This window comes from Plantibacter sp. VKM Ac-2885, assembly GCF_015351205.1.
GTDB lineage: Bacteria > Actinomycetota > Actinomycetes > Actinomycetales > Microbacteriaceae > Plantibacter > Plantibacter auratus.
Map to the genome: position 1 here is coordinate 541,617 of NZ_JADKSK010000002.1, position 14,468 is coordinate 556,084.

Annotated in this window: 15 protein-coding genes; 10 read left to right on the plus strand and 5 right to left on the minus strand. The window is 69.3% G+C overall.

The annotated features are described in order from the left end of the window. Positions 1–73 precede the first annotated feature (73 nt). Positions 74–913 carry an NAD(P)-dependent oxidoreductase gene (locus ITJ66_RS15180; RefSeq protein ID WP_194645144.1) on the plus strand — a complete coding sequence of 280 codons (840 nt, stop codon included), beginning with the start codon at positions 74–76 and terminating at the stop codon, positions 911–913. A 75-nt stretch (positions 914–988) separates the two neighbouring features. Here the strand turns inward: ITJ66_RS15180 and ITJ66_RS15185 are convergent, their stop codons facing one another. From ITJ66_RS15185 to ITJ66_RS15200, 4 genes are all read right to left on the minus strand, one after another. Further along, entirely contained in the window at positions 989–1,480 is a 492-nt protein-coding gene (locus ITJ66_RS15185) for a MarR family winged helix-turn-helix transcriptional regulator (protein WP_192005853.1), read from the minus strand. Between the two features lie 17 nt (positions 1,481–1,497). Then, entirely contained in the window at positions 1,498–3,306 is a 1,809-nt protein-coding gene (locus ITJ66_RS15190) for an MDR family MFS transporter (protein ID WP_370582673.1), read from the minus strand. 266 nt (positions 3,307–3,572) lie between these two features. Then, the gene (locus ITJ66_RS15195; RefSeq protein WP_138945153.1) at positions 3,573–4,253 is read right to left on the minus strand and encodes an ABC transporter ATP-binding protein; all 681 of its coding nucleotides are present in this window, start codon (positions 4,251–4,253) and stop codon (positions 3,573–3,575) included. A 90-nt stretch (positions 4,254–4,343) separates the two neighbouring features. Further along, positions 4,344–5,867 (minus strand): ABC transporter permease, encoded by a 1,524-nt coding sequence (locus ITJ66_RS15200; protein ID WP_194645145.1) that lies wholly within the window; start codon positions 5,865–5,867, stop codon positions 4,344–4,346. A 235-nt stretch (positions 5,868–6,102) separates the two neighbouring features. On the opposite strand from ITJ66_RS15200, the gene ITJ66_RS15205 reads away from it, so the two are divergent. The 4 genes from ITJ66_RS15205 (at position 6,103) to ITJ66_RS15220 (ending at position 9,613) form a co-directional block, all read left to right on the plus strand. Then, positions 6,103–6,861 (plus strand): response regulator transcription factor, encoded by a 759-nt coding sequence (locus ITJ66_RS15205; protein WP_079003251.1) that lies wholly within the window; start codon positions 6,103–6,105, stop codon positions 6,859–6,861. Continuing rightward, the gene (locus tag ITJ66_RS15210; protein WP_370582674.1) at positions 6,858–8,453 is read left to right on the plus strand and encodes a sensor histidine kinase; all 1,596 of its coding nucleotides are present in this window, start codon (positions 6,858–6,860) and stop codon (positions 8,451–8,453) included. The genes ITJ66_RS15205 and ITJ66_RS15210 overlap by 4 nt, the downstream gene beginning before the upstream one ends. A gap of 27 nt (positions 8,454–8,480) precedes the next feature. After that, entirely contained in the window at positions 8,481–9,101 is a 621-nt protein-coding gene (locus ITJ66_RS15215; RefSeq protein ID WP_194645146.1) for a phosphoribosylanthranilate isomerase, read from the plus strand. Positions 9,102–9,202: 101 nt separating this feature from the next. After that, positions 9,203–9,613 (plus strand): DUF5684 domain-containing protein, encoded by a 411-nt coding sequence (locus ITJ66_RS15220; RefSeq protein WP_194645147.1) that lies wholly within the window; start codon positions 9,203–9,205, stop codon positions 9,611–9,613. A gap of 24 nt (positions 9,614–9,637) precedes the next feature. On the opposite strand, the gene ITJ66_RS15225 is transcribed toward ITJ66_RS15220, so the two are convergent. Then, positions 9,638–10,795 carry an AAA family ATPase gene (locus ITJ66_RS15225; protein WP_194645148.1) on the minus strand — a complete coding sequence of 386 codons (1,158 nt, stop codon included), beginning with the start codon at positions 10,793–10,795 and terminating at the stop codon, positions 9,638–9,640. A gap of 317 nt (positions 10,796–11,112) precedes the next feature. On the opposite strand from ITJ66_RS15225, the gene rplJ reads away from it, so the two are divergent. The 5 genes from rplJ (at position 11,113) to ITJ66_RS15250 (ending at position 14,463) form a co-directional block, all read left to right on the plus strand. Further along, positions 11,113–11,631: a 50S ribosomal protein L10 gene (gene rplJ / locus ITJ66_RS15230; RefSeq protein WP_137243886.1), complete on the plus strand. Its 519-nt coding sequence runs from the start codon at positions 11,113–11,115 to the stop codon at positions 11,629–11,631. A 78-nt stretch (positions 11,632–11,709) separates the two neighbouring features. Continuing rightward, a complete protein-coding gene (gene rplL / locus ITJ66_RS15235) occupies positions 11,710–12,093 on the plus strand; it encodes a 50S ribosomal protein L7/L12 (RefSeq protein ID WP_056014124.1) in 384 nt (127 codons plus the stop codon). A 329-nt stretch (positions 12,094–12,422) separates the two neighbouring features. Then, a complete protein-coding gene (locus tag ITJ66_RS15240) occupies positions 12,423–12,566 on the plus strand; it encodes a hypothetical protein (RefSeq protein WP_153303516.1) in 144 nt (47 codons plus the stop codon). A gap of 140 nt (positions 12,567–12,706) precedes the next feature. Continuing rightward, on the plus strand, positions 12,707–13,168 hold the full coding sequence (locus tag ITJ66_RS15245) for a MarR family winged helix-turn-helix transcriptional regulator (RefSeq protein WP_064294532.1): 462 nt from the start codon (positions 12,707–12,709) through the stop codon (positions 13,166–13,168). Beyond that, entirely contained in the window at positions 13,165–14,463 is a 1,299-nt protein-coding gene (locus ITJ66_RS15250) for an MFS transporter (protein WP_194645149.1), read from the plus strand. The genes ITJ66_RS15245 and ITJ66_RS15250 overlap by 4 nt, the downstream gene beginning before the upstream one ends. Positions 14,464–14,468: the final 5 nt, after the last annotated feature.

Here is a 14,468-nt window from a genome sequence, read left to right on the forward strand (position 1 = left end):
GCCGCGACCGCCGGTTCCTGGGTGAGTTGTCAATCGCCCACCCATTCCTCGTCGGATGGACCAGGATGGCGTCATGAGAATCGCAGTGACGGGAGGCTCGGGCAAGCTCGGGCGAACAGTGGTCGGCCATCTTCGGGAGCACGGTCACCTCGTGATCAACCTCGACCAGGCGGGAGAGCGCGGAGACGGCTTCGTCCGCATCGACCTGCGTGACGCGGGCCAGGTGTTCGACGCCCTCACCGGTGTCGACGAACAGGCGCCCGACGGGTTCGACGCGGTCGTCCACCTGAGCGCCATCCCCGCGCCGGGGCTCTCGACGAACACCGCGGCCTTCCAGAACAACATCCTCAGCACCTACAACGTGTTCAACGCCGCCATCAAAGCCGGCATCACGAACATCGTCACGGCGTCGAGCGAGACCGTCCTCGGGCTGCCGTTCGACACCCCGCCGCCGTACATCCCCGTCGACGAGGCCTACGCCGCCCGACCCGAGTCGACGTACTCATTGTCGAAGCACCTCGAGGAGCAGCTCGCGATCGAGCTCACGCGGTGGCACCCCGAGCTCAAGATCATCGCCCTCCGCTTCTCCAACGTGATGGACGAGGCCGACTACGCGGCGTTCCCGTCGTTCGACGCCGACGCCACCCTCCGCAAGTGGAACCTCTGGGGCTACATCGACGGCCGTGACGGCGCCCAGGCCGTGCGGCTCGCGCTCGAGCATCAGGCCACGGGGTTCGACCGGTTCATCATCGCGGCGGCCGACACGGTCATGTCGCGCGACAACGTCGAGCTCGTCGCGGAGGTCTTCCCGGACGTGCCCGTCACCGGCGACATCGCCGGCAACGGCACGCTGCTCTCGATCGACCACGCCCGCGAGGTCCTCGGGTACGACCCGAAGCACAGCTGGCGCTGACCCGTTCTCAGGAGTTCCTCGGCGCGTCGCTCGCTCGCGAGCCCGGCGCTCCGGAGGACTCCTGAGAAAGGGACTTCAGAGGGCGCCGTTGAGCTTCGCGAGGAGTTCGGCGAGCCGCCGCACCTCGGCCTCGTCCCAGGACGAGAGCTGCTGGTAGAGCATCGCCTGATCGTTGGCCCGTGTCGACTCCATCCGGCGCTCGCCCTCGGCGGTCGCGACGACGAGGCTCGCACGACCGTCCTCGGGGTCCGGCGTCCTCGTCACGAGGCCGAGCGTTTCCAGTTGGTGGATGAGGCGGCTCACGGCGCTCTTGTCCGTCGCGAGCATCTCGGCCAGGGCACCGGCGCGGATCGCTCCGGAGCGCGAGACCATGCTGAGCAGCTTGTAGCCGGCCGGCTGGAGTCCGGGGGAGATCCGCTCGGCGCGGTCGCGGATGCCGTTGCGGATGCGGTTGATGAGCAGCGCGAACTGCTCCTCCACGGCACCGATCGCGAGGTCGTGCGCGGTGCCGGCCGCTGCGTCGTCGGCAGCGGCCGGCCCGGCCTGGGCGTCGTGATCGATGGACATCGTTCGCATTGTACGGACTAGCGGCCGTGGCGGGGGCTGTGTGCCTCGGCCTCCGAGCCGCTGTCGGCGTCGGCGGTCTCGTCCCGTCCTCGCTCGAGTCGGGTGTCCGCCTCGCCACCGATCATGGCCTCGGCCACGTCGAGCGCACCGGTCGCGAACGACTGGGTCGACGTGGACGCGGTGGTCGTCGTGACGGAACCGGTGGCCGCGCCGACGAGGGCCGGCTCCCCGGCGCCCTGCTCGGCCATGCGCTGCACGGCGTTCTTCGACCCGAGCTTCTTGTTCGGCAGGAAGATCACGGCGATGATCGTCAGGATCGCGAGTGGTGCGGCGACGAGGAAGATGTCGGCCACCGCGTCACCGTAGACGGACTCGATGATGGTCCGCACCGACTCGGGCAGCGTGCTCACCTTCGGGATCGTGCCGCTCGAGAGCGTCTCGGCGATCTTGGCGCCGGGAGCACCGAGGGCGACGATGGCCGCCTGCAGGTCGTCCTGTCGGTCGGACAGCATGTCGGTGACCTTCGTCGCGAGCACCGAGCCCATGACCGAGACGCCGATCGTGCCGCCGAGGCTGCGGAAGAACGCGACACCCGCGCTCGCCGTGCCCAGCTGCTGCGGCAGGACGTCGTTCTGCACCACGAGCACGAGGTTCTGCATGACCATGCCGACACCGGCGCCGAGGACGAACATGTACACGGAGACGAGCAGGTAGTTCGAGTCGTAGTGGATCGTGCTCATGAGGAACAGGCCGACGGTGAGGAGGATCGAACCCACGATGAGGTACGGCTTCCAGTGGCCGAAGCGGGAGATGAACTGCCCGACCACGATGGAGGCGATCAGGAGGCCGCCGATCATCGGGAGCGTCAGCAGGCCCGACTCGGTCGGCGTCGCTCCACGCGCCAGCTGCATGTACTGGCTGAGGAACACCGAGGTGCCGAACATCGCCACACCCACCGAGATGCTCGCGACGACCGCGAGGGTGAAGGTGCGGTTCTTGAACAGCGACATCGGGATGATCGGCTCGTCGACCTTGATCTCGACGATGACCGCGGCGGCGAGCAGGAGGACGGAGATGCCCACCATGACGAGCGTCGTGAAGCTCGCCCACTCGAACTGCGTCCCCGCCAGGGTGACCCAGATGAGCAGCAGCGAGACGCCGCCGGCGATGAGGGCGGCGCCCAGGTAGTCGATCTTGACCTTGCCGACGTTCCGCTTCGGGAGGTGGAGCGTGCGCTGCAGGAGGAAGATCGCGGCGATCGCGAATGGGACGCCGACGAAGAAGTTCCAGCGCCAGCCGAGCGAGTCGGTGAGGAGGCCGCCGAAGAGCGGGCCGCCGACCGTGCCGACCGCCATGACCGCACCGAAGAGGCCCATGTACCGCCCACGCTCACGCGGGCTGATGATGTCGGCCATGATGATCTGGCTGAGCGCCGTGAGACCACCGGCGCCGAGGCCTTGCAGGACGCGGAAGCCGATGAGCGTGCCGGTGTCCTGCGAGAAGCCCGCGAGCGCCGAGCCGAGGACGAAGATCCCGAGCGCCAGCTGGATGAGCAGCTTGCGGTTGAAGAGGTCGGCGAACTTGCCCCAGATGGGCGTCGAGACGGTGGTGGCGAGCAACGTGGCCGTGACGACCCAGGTGAACGCCGTCTGGTCGCCGTTCAGGTCGGAGATGATCCGGGGGAGGGAGGTCGAGACGACGGTTCCGGCGAGGATCGACACGAACATGCCGAGGAGGAGGCCGGAGAGGGCCTCGAGCACCTGGCGATGCGTCATGCCGTTGTCCGCGCGAGCGGGCGTGGCTGGTGTTGAGGTGGTGTGTGACATGGGCTCCGCGATCGTGATGACGTCAGCTAGTTGATATGCATCAACTATATGAGAAGTAGTTGATCAGTGTCAACCAATCACGACGGCGGGGTATTCCCGTGACCCTTCGACAGGCGTAGGGACCGGGGCGGGGCGGCTCGGGGACCGGGGAGGGGCGGCGCGGATCGCGGAGGGGCGCGTCGGGGAGCGGGCGGGTGACTCAGGGACCGGGGCGGGGTGGCTCGGGGAGCGGATGGAGCCGCTCCCCGAGCCTGCCGAGGGATCGGTCAGCGCCGAGCCGTGACGTCCTTGAGCTTCCCGTTCGCGATGTGCAGACGACGCTCGGCGCGCTTGGCGACCGCGGTGTCGTGCGTCACCACGACGACCGTGAGCCCGCGGTCGCGCCACAGGCCCTCGAGGAGGTCCATGATCTCGTCGCGGGTCTCCTCGTCGAGGTTGCCGGTCGGTTCGTCGGCGAGCAGCACTTCGGGCTCCTTGACGAGCGCACGGGCGATCGCGACCCGCTGCTGCTGCCCGCCCGACAGCTCAGCCGGGAGGTGCGAACCCCGCTCGGCGAGTCCGACGGACGCGAGCGCCGCCCGTGCCCTCGTCTCGCGTTCGGCCCGCGGGGTGCCGATCGGCACCAGGGCCATCTCGACGTTCTCCTGTGCCGTGAGCGTCGGGATGAGGTTGAAGCCCTGGAACACGAAGCCGATCTCCGTGGCGCGGATCCTGCCGAGCTTGGTCTCGCTGAGCGTCGAGAGGTCGTCGCCGGCGAGGGAGATGCTGCCGGCGGTCGGTCGGTCCAGCGCGCCGAGCATCTGGAGGAGCGTCGACTTGCCGCCGCCGGTCGGGCCCTGGATGGCGACGAGCTGTCCATCGGGGATCTCGAGGTCGACGCCGTCGAGCGCCGTGACGGAGCGCTTGGCCTGGCGGTACTGCTTGGTGAGGCCGGTGATCGTGTACATGGGGTCCTTCGTTCTGCTGGCTGGAGTGAGGAGTGGGACCGCCGGGTGGTCGCGGGGGAGACGACCACCCGGCGGCGTCTGGTGCGTCGCCTAGGCGACGGAGCGGAGCGCCTCGGCCGGGCGCAGTCGTGAGGCGCGCCACCCGCCGATGGCACCGGCGAGCAGCCCGCCGAGGATGGCGATCCCGACGGCGATGACGATGATCCACGCGGTCACGGGGGCCTGGAGGACGATGTCGGTGGTGGTCGCGGCCGCAGCGCCCGGGGCACCGCCGAACGCACCGGCCGCTCCCGCCGCCGCGTCCGCCGGCATGCCCGCGGCGCCGCCGGGTCCGCCGAGTCCGCCACCGGCCGAGGTCGTCGCCGCCGCGCTGAGCGTCGGGGCGACGAGGTTCACGACGAGGATGCCGAGGAGGCCGACCGCGACACCGACGGCGCCGCCGATGAGTGACTGCACGACGGACTCACCCGCGACCTGGCCGACGATGCGCCGGTCGCTCCAGCCGATCGCCTTGAGCGTGCCGAACTCGCGCGTGCGGCGCGTGACGCCGGAGATCGTGAACAGGATCGCGATGAGGAACGCGGCGGCGAGCACGATGAGCGACAGCCAGGTGCCGAGGTTGGACACGAGCGTCGACGCCGAGGCGAGCGAGCCGGACACGGTGGACGCGAGGTCCTCCTGGGTGCTCACGGTCGCGTCGGGCAGTGCCGACTCGATGTCCGTCTGCACCTGTGTGATGTCGGTCGACGAGGCGGCCTGCACGTACACGTCGCTGACCTGGCCGTCGAGTCCTGCGAGCGTCTGCGCGACGTCGAGGGGGATGTAGACGTTCGACGCGGTCGTGGCGTCGGCTCCGGAGGCGGTCACCGTGCCGACCACGCTGAACGTGGTGCCCGCGATGTCGATCGTGTCGCCGGTCGCGATCCCAGCCTCGGTCGCGTAGGCGGCGTCGAGGACGGCGACGTCCGTGCCCGCGTCGTCGGCTGCGAGCGAGCGACCGTCGCTGAGGGTGACGGCCGAGAGCGGACCGACGGCGTCACCCGAGGGGTCGAGACCGAGGACCGTGAAGGAGTCGACGCCGAAGGAGCTCCCGCCTGCGCCGTCCGGACCGCCCTGCGGCGGGGTCGCGCCGGTCGTGTCACCGCCGGCGACACCTGCCGCCCCGTCGGAGCCCTGTGCCTGCGAGAAGTCGGGCAGCTCGCCCGTGAAGGTCGTGTTCGTGAGCGACAGGGTGGCTGCGGCGGCCTCGACGTTGGCGACGTCGGTGATCGTGCCGAGGGCCGTCGCGTCGAAGGTCGACGTGCCGCGCGCCGCCTCCAACCGCGACTGGTTGACGGTCGTCGTGCCGTCACTCGTCGACCCGTCGCCCGAGCCGAAGTCGAAGTTCTGGCCGGGGCCGCCGCCCTCCGTCGGCGCCTCGGCGGCCTGACTCACCGTGATGTCCGTTCCGACCCCGTAGACGGATTCCAGCACCGACGCCTGCGCCGTCTTCACGCCGGCTGCGACCGAGTTGACGATGATCACGAGGGCGATGGCGAGCGCCATCCCGATGGCGATGATGATGGTCTGTTTGCGACGACCGACGAGTTCCCGCCGGAGATAGGTTCCGAACATGTCTGCGTTTCCTTCTGTTCTGGTGCACGTGCCGGCGTCCCCGTTGCGCGACGCCGACGATCCGCACGTCGCGGATGACTTGGACCGGACGCTACGGAGGCCCGCTTGGCCTGCGCCTCGGCGACGCTATGAATCGGCCCAGGCCGCTGCGGGCGCTTCGCCGACTCGGGAAGGGCACAGCATCCGTCTGGTCGGTTCATAGACAGCTCATAGGGCGGCGGCGAATACTGAACCCGTGAACATCCCGACCCAGGCGCCCGGTGCCGCGCGAAGCGCACTCAAACGGGCCGACGGCACCGCCGTCCGCGTGCTCGTCGTCGACGACGAGGCCACGCTCACGGACCTCCTGCAGATGGCCCTGCGTTACGAGGGCTGGGAGATCCGGACCGCCGCCGACGGCCGCGAGGCCCTCACGATCGCCCGCGACTTCCGCCCGGACGCCATCGTGCTCGACATCATGCTGCCCGACCTGGACGGCCTGCAGGTGCTGAACCGCCTGCGGACCTCGGGGAGCGACGTCCCCGTGCTGTTCCTCACCGCCAAGGACTCGCTCGACGACCGCATCGCCGGCCTCACCGCCGGCGGCGACGACTACGTGACGAAGCCGTTCAGCCTCGAGGAGGTCGTCGCCCGGCTGCGCGGGCTCATCCGCCGCTCGACCCTCCTGGCCGCCGACGAGTCCGGCCCGGACATCGTGGTCGGCGACCTCGTGCTCAACGAGGACAGCCACGAGGTGACACGCGACGGCGAGCCCATCGAACTCACCGCGACCGAGTTCGAGCTGCTGCGGTTCCTCATGCGGAACCCGCGCCGGGTGCTGAGCAAGGCCCAGATCCTCGACCGGGTGTGGAGCTACGACTTTGGTGGTCGTGCGAGCGTCGTCGAGATCTACATCTCCTACCTGCGGAAGAAGATCGACGCCGGGCGCGAGCCCATGATCCACACCGTGCGCGGTGCCGGGTACATGTTGAAGATCCCGACGGTCGGTTCGTGACCACGAGCGCCCCCGTCACCGACCCGGCAGCGACGACCACCGGCTCCACCCGCCCCAAGCGCGCTCCGTGGACGCTCCGTCGACGCCTCATGGTCGTCGTCGTCGGGCTCCTCGCCCTCGGCAGCGCCATCGTCGGTGTCGCGAGCGCGGTGGCGGTGAGCGGCCTCCTCACCGAGGGCGTCGACAACCAGCTCACGAAGGCCGCCGAGCGGATCGTCGACTACGGCCGGAACGGTCAACTCCCCGCGCCGGACTCCATCCCCGACGCCGCGATCCCGGACGGCTACGGTGGCGGTTCGGGGACGCGCGAGCCACCCGCCTTCATCGGCGCTCCAGGCCTCGGGCCCGGCGCGCTCGGGGCGATCGTCGTCGACGGCACCATCGTCAACGCCGGATACCTCAACGCCGACGGCAGCACGGTCCCGTGCACCGAGAGCCAGGACGCCATGATCCTCACGGTGTCGGCCGGCGACCGACCGTCGACCATCAACCTCGGTGAGCACCTCGGCGACTACCGCGTCGTCGCCGTCACCGACGCGAGCGGCGCCACGAGGATCATCGGGCTCCCGCTCGCCGAGGTCGCGTCGACGGTCATGCAGCTCGTCACCCTCATCGCGATCATGAGCGTCGTGGTCCTGCTGCTCGCCGGGCTGGCCGCGTTCGCGATCGTGCGGTACTCGCTCCGCCCGCTCGACCGGGTCGTCGCGACGGCCGCGGTCGTCGCCGAGCTGCCCCTCGACCGCGGTGAGGTGGCGCTCGCCGTCCGGGTACCGGAGTCGGACACCGACCCGCGCACCGAGGTCGGGCGCGTCGGATCGGCGATCAACCGCATGCTCGGGCACGTCTCGTCCGCGCTGAACGCCCGGCAGGCGAGCGAGAACAAGGTGCGCCGGTTCGTCTCGGACGCGAGCCACGAGCTCCGGACCCCGCTGGCGTCCATCGCCGGATACTCGGAACTCGCCGCCCGGAAGTCGGACGCACTGCCGGAGGACGTCACCCACTCCCTCGGCCGGATCCGCTCCGAGGCCGGTCGCATGACCACGATCGTCGAGGACCTGCTGCTCCTGGCGCGGTTGGACGAGGGACGCGAACTCGCGAAACGCCCCGTCGACCTCACCGAACTCGTCATCCACACCGTCGGCGACGCCCATGTCGCCGGGCCGGACCACGTGTTCGAACTCGACTTCCCCGAGGAGCCTGTCCTCGTCACGGGTGACGCGTCCCGGCTGCAACAGGTGATCGTCAACCTGCTGGCGAACGCGCGGACCCACACGCCCGCCGGGACGACCGTGCGGACGGGACTGGCGGTCGAGAGCGGTCCTGCGGGCGAGATCGCCGTGCTGACCGTGTCGGACGACGGCCCCGGCATCGACCCTGCGCTGCAGCCCAACCTCTTCGAGCGCTTCGTCCGCGGTGACGACTCCCGCTCCCGGGCCACCGGGAGCACCGGCCTCGGGCTCGCGATCGTGCACGCCGTCGTGGCCGCGCACCACGGCACGGTCAGGTGTGAGAGCACACCAGGACGGACGGTGTTCCGCGTGGAGCTGCCGGCCGTCGTCACCCCGGGCGTCCCCGTCCCGTCGGCGGAGTGATCCGTGCGGCCGGGTAGCGTGGTCCCCATGTGGGTCAAGGTGTGCGGTCTGTCCGAGGCGTCCGATGTCGCTGCGGCGGTGGACGCCGGAGTCGACGCGATCGGCTTCGTCTTCGCGCCGGGGTCGCCCCGGACCGTCGAGCCCGAACGCGTCGCCTCGCTGCTCGCCGACGTCCCGGAGTCGGTGCTCACGGTCGGCGTCTTCCGGCGGCAGTCGGTCGAGGAGGTCTCGCGGATCGCCGGTGCTGCCGGGGTGCAGGCCGTCCAGCTCCACGGTGACGAACCACCCGAGGCGTTCCACGAGCTGCAGGCGATGGGATGGCGGACGCTCCGGGCGACCTCGGCGGTGCACTACGCTTCCGAGAACGCCGCCGAGCGCGCCGCCTACGCCGAAGAGCTACTGCTCCTCGACGCACCGGACCCGGGAGCCGGGAAGACCTTCGACACGATCGCCCTGGTGGCGAACCCACCCACCCGCACCTGGATCCTCGCGGGTGGGCTCACACCGGAGAACGTCCAGGGCCTCATCGCGGAACTCCGGCCCTGGGGGGTCGACGTGTCCAGCGGGGTCGAGTCCTCGCGCGGGGTGAAGTCGCCGGAGCTCATCCGGTCGTTCGTGCACGCCGCCCGCACCGCCCGGGCCGTCTGAGCGTCTGCGGGACACCCGCTGGTCCGCGGTGTGACCCGCACGCTACATTCGTCGGATGAGGCGGTCGGTCGACCGCGATGACGACAAGGAGCGCCACCACCGTGTTCGACACCATCCTGCTCGCCGCGGACGACAACGGTCGTGCCGCCATCGAGTTCATGAACGCCCCCGCCAACGTCTTCGGCGGCATCATCGGCTACGCCCTGTTCGTCGCATCCGTCTGGGGCATGTTCGAGAAGTCGGGCCGCTCCGGCTGGACCGCGATCATCCCGATCTACAACTGGTACGTCGTCGTCAAGCTCGCCGGCTTCTCCGGCGCGGCGACCATCCTCTACTTCATCCCGCTCGTGAACATCGTGTTCGGATGGATCGTCGGTTGGCACATCGGCAAGCAGTTCGACAAGAGCACGGTGTTCCGGATCTTCGGACTCGTCCTGTTCCAGCTGATCGGGTTCTTCATCCTCAGCTACGGCTCGGACCGCTACCTGGGCAAGCAGGCCGACCGCGCCTAGACGGCGGTCACCGGAGCCGGACGCTCACCGCGACGGCCAGGCCCACGGCGGCGTCGACAGCAGACCCTGATCCTCGATGGTCGTCTCGCCGAGTCGCTTCACCAGCCGGTGCTCATGCACCTCGCCGGCCTCGAGCATGGCCTCGATGAGCGGACGGGCGTGGGAGACGACCACGAGCTGTGTGTCGGCGCTCGCCGCGGTGATGAGCCGAGCGAGCTGGGGGAGGAGGTCCCCGTGGAGGCTCGTCTCGGGCTCGTTCAGCACCATGAGCTCGGGCGGGCGTGGCGTGAGGAGCGCCGCGACGAGCAGGAGGTAACGGAGCGTGCCGTCGGACAGCTCGCCGGCCGAGAGTGGACGGAGCATCCCCGGCTGTTCGAGCTCCAGCCGGAACACCCCGTCGTCGGCGCGCACGCGCAGCACGCTGCCGGGGAACGCATCGTCGACGGCGGCGTCGAGGCGATTCCGGCCGCCGGACTCGATGATCGTCTGCACCGCGGCGGCGAGGTCCGCGCCGTCGTGCCCGAGCACAGGCGTCCTCGTCCCGACCTGCGGCGCACGCGCCGGGGCCTCGCGGTCGGTCCGGAACTGGTCGTAGAACCGCCAGCCGCGCACCTGGCCGCGCACGCGGAGGACCTCGGGCGTCGCGTCGGCGTCCGAGAACTCGGTGAGGATGCTCTCCGAGGTGCCGAGCGTTCGACCGATCGGACGCCACGACCCGTCGCGGACCCGGACCGCCGGACCATGTCGGTCGACGAGCAGGCTGCTCGGTTTGGCCAGTGCGCCGGCGAAGATCTGCTCCCGCTTGATCTCGGGGTCGCGGCCGAACAGCGTCGTGGACGGTTGCGGGATCCCGAGGTCGACGAGATACCCCAGCGTGTCCGTCGCGAATCCGAGTCGCAGGCTGATCGGACCCGAGCGGCGCGTGCCCTGGACCGGGACGGAGCCGTCGACCATGGCCCGACTCACGTGCTCGGGGCCGGCCCAGAGCGTCGAGGAGAGCCCGCCGTCGCGCGCGAGGGATCCGACGACATCGCCGTCGCCCGCACTCGCGAGGAGGCGGAGTGCCCGGTAGAGGTTGGACTTGCCGGTGCCGTTCGCGCCGGTCACGACGTCGAGGCCGTGCAGCGGCAGCACGGTGTCTCGGATGGACCGGTAGCCGGAGATGGCGAGCGTCTGGATCATGGCTCCATGGTGCCGGGCGCCTCGGACATCCGGACGGGTGGTGGATGCCCGGTGCACGCCTGTCGGGACGGGGCCGGGGGTGTGTTATGGTTGTCGAAACCAAAGACCGCCGGTCACTGTCGCGTGCAAACGAGACAGTCGAAGGTTCTCATGACGAGACGTCCAGCGCAGGTGTATGAAGATCTGATCGAGGCTTGCCTTTCCCCAGCTCCGTGCGCTTGCGCCGGAGCTTTTTTCATGCCCGAACCCTTCACCGGCCCGGCGGTTGGTGTGTGCGGCCTCCGCTGCATGCATTCAAGATTCGAAAAGGAGTGGCCATGGCGAACAAGGAAGCCTCGGTTGCCGAACTCACGGAGAAGTTCCAGAGCTCGACCGCCGTTCTGCTGACCGAGTACCGCGGCCTCACTGTTGCTCAGCTCAAGAACCTGCGCAAGAGCATCAGTGCGGACGCAACCTACGCCGTGGTGAAGAACACGCTGACCAAGATCGCGGCGAACAACGCCGGCATCTCGTCGTTCGACGACGAGCTCGCCGGTCCGTCCGCGATCGCATTCGTGCACGGTGACCCAGTCGCCGTCGCGAAGGCTCTTCGTGACTTCGCCAAGGCAAACCCTCTCCTCGTGGTCAAGGGCGGTTACTTCGACGGTAACCCGCTGACCGCTGACGAGGTGCGCAAGCTCGCCGACCTCGAGTCCCGTGAAGTGCTGCTGGCAAAGCTTGCCGGCGCCGTCAAGGCCTCGCTGTTCGGAGCTGCCTACCTCTTCAACGCACCGCTCTCGAAGGCCGTTCGCACGGTCGAGGCGCTGCGCGAGAAGCAGGAGTCCGCGGCCGAGTAATTCGGTTCCGCGAACAATCAACCCCGTACCTGTCCGCCGCGTGATGCGGTTGCAGGGCATGAAACAAGGAGAACAATCATGGCAAAGCTGTCAAACGAAGAACTGATCAACGCGTTCAAGGAGCTCACGCTCATCGAGCTCAGCGAGTTCGTCAAGCTGTTCGAGGAGACCTTCGAGGTCACCGCTGCTGCTCCCGTCGCCGTCGCCGGCCCGGCTGCTGCTGGCGCTGCTGTTGAAGAGGTCGAAGAGAAGACCGACTTCGACGTCATCCTCGAGGCTGCTGGCGACAAGAAGATCCAGGTCATCAAGACGGTCCGCGAGCTCACCTCGCTCGGCCTCGGCGAGGCCAAGGCTCTCGTCGACGGCGCTCCGGCTGCCGTCCTCGAAGGCGCCAACAAGGAAGCCGCTGACAAGGCGAAGGAAGCCCTCGAGGCTGCCGGCGCCACCGTCACGCTCAAGTAGTCGGTCCCCTGCGGGGGACAACCACTGGGCTGGCGACCGACTCCGGTCGGTCGCCGCTGACGATCGCGGATCTTCCTGACACGAGTGCTGCACGCACTCGGCAGAGACATCCGTGATCGGAGGGCATCGCCCCCGATTCGTTCGGGAGCGGTGCCCTCCGTCAGTTAATCGGAGGGCCTGCGATTCGTCGCGTCGCTCCACACGGACGCGGATGCTCTGCACCCGTCGACGACGTTCGTCGACGGTTCACGCAGGTATCCGCGTCGTCGCCCCGCTCCGTGTGAGCGTGGGCTGTCGGTGCGGTGCCCGAATCGGGAGAACCCACCACCATGAACACCCACGCACGCTGGCGTGCAACCATCACCTGGATCCGAGCCCAGCTCGCATCCGCTTTCACCGAGTCGGAACGGGCGAGCGACGCCCACCCGCCCGATCCGCGGGTCAGCCAGTCCTTCACCACCTGGATGCGCTGACCGGTTCACAATGCAGGTCCGCCTGGGCGAGTCCCGCCCTGCGGGAGGCTCCCGGTGCCGACGCGCCGGGAGCCTCCTGAATGGTGATCACCGGACTGAATGCGCAAATGCATAGCTTGGCTATGTATACTGGATGGATCATGACCGAGAACCGTACGCATTCACCCCTGCACACCATCCTCGGCGACCTCATCACGGCATCGCACCGGCTCACCCGCCTTGCCGCCCAGGCCACCGGATCCTCCGAATCGCCCGCCGTCTGGCGCACACTCTCCGTGCTCACCACGGTCGGCCCCGTCCGGGTCGGCGAACTGGCCCGCCAGAGCCGGGTGTCCCAACCCACGATGACGAAGCTCGTACAGAGCCTCGACGAGCGCGACTGGATCAAGCGGATCGCCGACGTCGACGACCACCGCGCGTGGCTCATCGCCATCGCCCCCAAGGGGACGGCCGCTCTCCTCGCCTGGCGCGACGAGCTCACCGACGCTCTGGAGCCGGCCTTCACCGACCTCGAGGACGACGACCTCGCCGCGATCGCCAGGACCGTCGAGATCATCCAGGCCCGCGTTGCCGTCGAGGTCGCCTCGGAGCTGACGGCATGAGCGCCGACACCAGCGCACGCACGTCCTCCGTGCCCACGTCCGCAGCGTCGAGCCACGGCCACGGCGCCAGCCACAGTGCCGGCCTCGGCGGCATCCTGCATCAGCCGAAGGCCGTCTGGGCGGTCGCCTTCGCGAGTGTCATCGCCTTCATGGGCATCGGCCTCGTCGACCCGATCCTCCCCGCGATCGCCGAAGACCTCCAGGCGACGCCGACGCAGGCCGAGATGCTCTTCACGAGCTACCTGCTCGTCACCGGCGTGGCCATGCTGTTCACGAGCTGGCTGTCGAGCCGGATCGGTGCCAAGCGCACGCTCCTCATCGGACTCGCGCTCGTCGTCCTGTTCGCGCTCCTCGCGGGCCTGTCCGACTCCGTCGGTGCCGTCATCGGCTTCCGGGCCGGCTGGGGCCTCGGCAACGCGCTCTTCATCTCGACGGCACTCGCCACCATCGTCGGAGCCGCAGCGGGCGGCCGCGCCAACGCGATCATCCTGTACGAGGCCGCACTCGGGCTCGGCATCGCGATCGGTCCACTCCTCGGTGGTCTCCTCGGCGGTATCGGCTGGAAGTGGCCGTTCTTCGGCACCGCGACGCTCATGGCCGTCGGGTTCATCGCGATCGTGACCCTGCTGAAGACCGAGGGACCGAAGCCCGCGCCGCTCAAGCTGTCCGCGCCGTTCAAAGCGCTGGCGATCCCGTCGCTGGGCATCCTCGCGGCAGCAGCCCTGTTCTACAACATCGGCTTCTTCACCCTGCTCGCCTACTCGCCGTTCCCGCTCGGCCTCGATGCGATGGGTCTCGGGTTCACCTTCTTCGGGTGGGGTGTCGCGCTGGCGATCACGAGCGTGTTCGTCGCACCGCTGCTCACGGCTCGGATGCGCCGCACCTCCGTGATCAAGCTGGTCCTGCCGTTGCTGGCGCTGGACCTCGTCGCGGCCGGACTCCTCGTGCAGTCCACCACCGGCCTCATCGTCTGCATCGTCGTCGGCGGGCTCCTGCTCGGCGTCATGAACACGGTGCTGACCGAGTCGGTCATGGAGGCGACGGACCTGCCGAGCAACGTCGCATCCTCGGCCTACTCGTCCGTACGGTTCCTCGGTGGGGCCATCGCGCCGCCGGCCGCCGCGGAGATCGCGAAGCTCCTCTCGCCCGCCGCGCCCTACTACGTGGCCGCAGGCTCGCTCATCGTCGCGGTCCTCATCGTCGTCCTCGGTCGCAAACACCTCGCCCGCGTCGACGGCCCGGTGGAGAGCGAGCTCGACGAGGCCATCGCGATCACGGCAGCCGACGCGAGCTGATCCGA

Bases quoted from the DNA above. Each gene is read 5' to 3' on its own strand.
- ITJ66_RS15240 (WP_153303516.1), top strand. From the start codon at position 12,423: ATGAACACCCACGCACGCTGGCGTGCAACCATCACCTGGATCCGAGCC.
- ITJ66_RS15190 (WP_370582673.1), bottom strand. From the start codon at position 3,306: ATGTCACACACCACCTCAACACCAGCCACGCCCGCTCGCGCGGACAAC.
- ITJ66_RS15250 (WP_194645149.1), top strand. From the start codon at position 13,165: ATGAGCGCCGACACCAGCGCACGCACGTCCTCCGTGCCCACGTCCGCA.
- rplL (WP_056014124.1), top strand. From the start codon at position 11,710: ATGGCAAAGCTGTCAAACGAAGAACTGATCAACGCGTTCAAGGAGCTC.
- rplJ (WP_137243886.1), top strand. From the start codon at position 11,113: ATGGCGAACAAGGAAGCCTCGGTTGCCGAACTCACGGAGAAGTTCCAG.
- ITJ66_RS15225 (WP_194645148.1), bottom strand. From the start codon at position 10,795: ATGATCCAGACGCTCGCCATCTCCGGCTACCGGTCCATCCGAGACACC.
- ITJ66_RS15245 (WP_064294532.1), top strand. From the start codon at position 12,707: ATGACCGAGAACCGTACGCATTCACCCCTGCACACCATCCTCGGCGAC.
- ITJ66_RS15185 (WP_192005853.1), bottom strand. From the start codon at position 1,480: ATGTCCATCGATCACGACGCCCAGGCCGGGCCGGCCGCTGCCGACGAC.
- ITJ66_RS15200 (WP_194645145.1), bottom strand. From the start codon at position 5,867: ATGTTCGGAACCTATCTCCGGCGGGAACTCGTCGGTCGTCGCAAACAG.
- ITJ66_RS15180 (WP_194645144.1), top strand. From the start codon at position 74: ATGAGAATCGCAGTGACGGGAGGCTCGGGCAAGCTCGGGCGAACAGTG.
- ITJ66_RS15215 (WP_194645146.1), top strand. From the start codon at position 8,481: ATGTGGGTCAAGGTGTGCGGTCTGTCCGAGGCGTCCGATGTCGCTGCG.
- ITJ66_RS15195 (WP_138945153.1), bottom strand. From the start codon at position 4,253: ATGTACACGATCACCGGCCTCACCAAGCAGTACCGCCAGGCCAAGCGC.